The organism is Zhongshania borealis, from assembly GCF_039539625.1.
GTDB lineage: Bacteria > Pseudomonadota > Gammaproteobacteria > Pseudomonadales > Spongiibacteraceae > Spongiibacter > Spongiibacter borealis.
The window spans coordinates 1-3,458 of record NZ_BAABDM010000019.1 but is presented as its reverse complement, the minus strand read 5'-3'; the positions used below and the strand labels follow the sequence as shown (position 1 = coordinate 3,458).

The following is a 3,458-nucleotide window of genomic DNA, read 5'->3' as shown; positions in this document are numbered from 1 at the left end:
GACTGTTTAGAGTGGTAGCAGATTATCGCGAAGAAGTTAGAAAGAAAAGCTTTTACAGGCTTTGTTTGTTGGTTCTGTAAAGAGTTTTTGTTTCTGATTTTTACAATCAGATGTTCTTTAACAAGGTAAATAAGCTGAAATATATATAAACACTAGTTTTCTCAAGTGTTGTAACAATCCGGCGAAATAAAACGGTTGTCATTCAAGTCGGATGATAATCGCGTAATGCAGTTTCTTGATTGATCGATAGCGAGTCTATTTGATTATATGGTCAAGCGACTAAGCGCATACGGTGGATGCCTTGGCAATTGGAGGCGATGAAGGACGTTGGAGCCTGCGAAAAGCTCTGGGGAGGTGGCAACCAACCTTTGATCCAGAGATGTCCGAATGGGGAAACCCACCTAACATAAGTTAGGTATCCTTTGACTGAATACATAGGTCTTAGGAGGCGAACCAGGGGAACTGAAACATCTAAGTACCCTGAGGAAAAGAAATCAAACGAGATTCTCTTAGTAGCGGCGAGCGAAAGGGGAACAGCCTGCAAGTGATAGCAGAAGTGTTAGTGGAATAGTCTGGAAAGTCTAGCGATACAGGGTGATAGCCCCGTACACGAAAACACATCTGTGGTACTAAGCTTGCGATAAGTAGGTCGGGACACGTGTTATCTTGACTGAAGATGGGGGGACCATCCTCCAAGGCTAAATACTACCAATTGACCGATAGTGAACCAGTACCGTGAGGGAAAGGCGAAAAGAACCCCTGTGAGGGGAGTGAAATAGATCCTGAAACCGTATGCGTACAAGCAGTAGGAGCAGACTTGTTCTGTGACTGCGTACCTTTTGTATAATGGGTCAGCGACTTAATGTCAGTAGCAAGGTTAACCGTATAGGGGAGCCGTAGGGAAACCGAGTCTTAATAGGGCGTCATAGTTGCTGGCATTAGACCCGAAACCGGGCGATCTATCCATGGCCAGGTTGAAGATGCCGTAACAGGCATTGGAGGACCGAACCCACAAATGTTGAAAAATTTGGGGATGAGTTGTGGATCGGAGTGAAAGGCTAATCAAGCTCGGAGATAGCTGGTTCTCCTCGAAATCTATTTAGGTAGAGCGTCGTGTCTAACCCTAGGGGGTAGAGCACTGTTTGGGCTAGGGGGTCATCCCGACTTACCAACCCCATGCAAACTCCGAATACCTAGGAGTTCAATCACGGCAGACAGACAGCGGGTGCTAACGTCCGTTGTCAAGAGGGAAACAACCCAGACCGCCAGCTAAGGTCCCTAATACACATTAAGTGGGAAACGATGTGGGAAGGCTCAGACAGCTAGGAGGTTGGCTTAGAAGCAGCCACCCTTTAAAGAAAGCGTAATAGCTCACTAGTCGAGTCGGCCTGCGCGGAAGATATAACGGGGCTAAATGTGTAACCGAAGCTGCGGATGCGTGCTTGCACGCATGGTAGAGGAGCGTTCTGTAAGCCTGCGAAGGTGGATTGAGAAGTCTGCTGGAGGTATCAGAAGTGCGAATGCTGACATGAGTAACGACAAGGGGAGTGAAAAACTCCCCCGCCGGAAGACCAAGGTTTCCTGTCCCATGTTAATCAGGACAGGGTTAGTCGGCCCCTAAGGCGAGGCAGAAATGCGTAGTCGATGGAAAACGGGTTAATATTCCCGTACTTGTTATAACTGCGATGGAGGGACGGAGTAGGCTAGGCGATCGCGGCGTTGGTTGTCCGCGTTTAAGCTCGTAGGCTGGGGGATTAGGCAAATCCGGTTCCCTAAGGCTGAGAAGCGAATACGAGTCCTCTTTTGGACGAAGTCGTTGATGCCATGCTTCCAAGAAAATCTTCTAAGCTTCAGGTTATAACAAACCGTACCCCAAACCGACACAGGTGGTCAGGTAGAGAATACCAAGGCGCTTGAGAGAACTCGGGTGAAGGAACTAGGCAAAATGGTACCGTAACTTCGGGAGAAGGTACGCTCCCTCTGGTGATCGGACTTGCTCCGTAAGCTGAGGGGAGTCGAAGTGACCAGGTGGCTGCAACTGTTTATCAAAAACATAGCACTGTGCAAACACGAAAGTGGACGTATACGGTGTGACGCCTGCCCGGTGCCGGAAGGTTAATTGATGGGGTTAGCGCAAGCGAAGCTCTTGATCGAAGCCCCGGTAAACGGCGGCCGTAACTATAACGGTCCTAAGGTAGCGAAATTCCTTGTCGGGTAAGTTCCGACCTGCACGAATGGCGTAATGATGGCCACGCTGTCTCCACCCGAGACTCAGTGAAATTGAATTTGCGGTTAAGATGCCGTATACCCGCGGCTAGACGGAAAGACCCCGTGAACCTTTACTATAGCTTCACAGTGGACTCTGATATTACTTGTGTAGGATAGCTGGGAGGCTTTGAAACTTAGGCGCTAGCTTAGGTGGAGCCAATCTTGAAATACCAGCCTGGTACTGTTGGGGTTCTAACTCTGGACCATTATCTGGTTCGAGGACATTGTGTGGTGGGTAGTTTGACTGGGGCGGTCTCCTCCCAAAGAGTAACGGAGGAGCACGAAGGTGCGCTAAGCATGGTCGGAAATCATGCGGTTAGTGTAATGGCATAAGCGCGCTTGACTGCGAGACTGACAAGTCGAGCAGGTACGAAAGTAGGTCATAGTGATCCGGTGGTTCTGTATGGAAGGGCCATCGCTCAACGGATAAAAGGTACTCCGGGGATAACAGGCTGATACCGCCCAAGAGTTCACATCGACGGCGGTGTTTGGCACCTCGATGTCGGCTCATCACATCCTGGGGCTGAAGCCGGTCCCAAGGGTATGGCTGTTCGCCATTTAAAGTGGTACGCGAGCTGGGTTCAGAACGTCGTGAGACAGTTCGGTCCCTATCTGCCGTGGGCGTTGGAGATTTGAGGAAAGCTGCTTCTAGTACGAGAGGACCGAAGTGGACGAACCTCTGGTGTTCGGGTTGTATCGCCAGATGCATTGCCCGGTAGCTACGTTCGGACGGGATAAGCGCTGAAAGCATCTAAGCGCGAAGCCTCTTCCAAGATTAGATCTCCCTGGGGCCTTGAGCCCCCTAAAGAGCCGTTCAAGACCAGGACGTTGATAGGCAGGGTGTGTAAGTGCTGCGAGGCATTGAGCTAACCTGTACTAATTGCTCGTGAGGCTTGACCATATAATTAAGTGGTCTTGTTATCACAATGAAGAAACTGCAGCGGATTGTTGCGAGTAGCGAGAGCTACACATACGAGAAAACTTGTTTATATCAGCTTATTTACCACCTTATTTGGATTGAATGACGCAGTACGGAAGTACGTAAGACACCTCATTTAACCAAGCCAGTTTGCCTGGCGACCATAGAGACATGGTACCACCTGATCCCATCCCGAACTCAGAAGTGAAACGTGTCATCGCCGATGGTAGTTTGGGGTTTCCCCATGCGAGAGTAGGTCATCGCCAGGCTT

Annotated in this window: 2 rRNA genes; both read left to right on the top strand. The window is 49.7% G+C overall.

Features of this window, described 5'->3' with window-relative positions:
• The first annotated feature begins 269 nt into the window (after nt 1–269).
• Nucleotides 270–3,169 (top strand): 23S ribosomal RNA (locus ABD836_RS19350).
• A gap of 171 nt (nt 3,170–3,340) precedes the next feature.
• Nucleotides 3,341–3,456: ribosomal RNA gene (rrf, locus tag ABD836_RS19345) — 5S ribosomal RNA — on the top strand.
• Nucleotides 3,457–3,458: the final 2 nt, after the last annotated feature.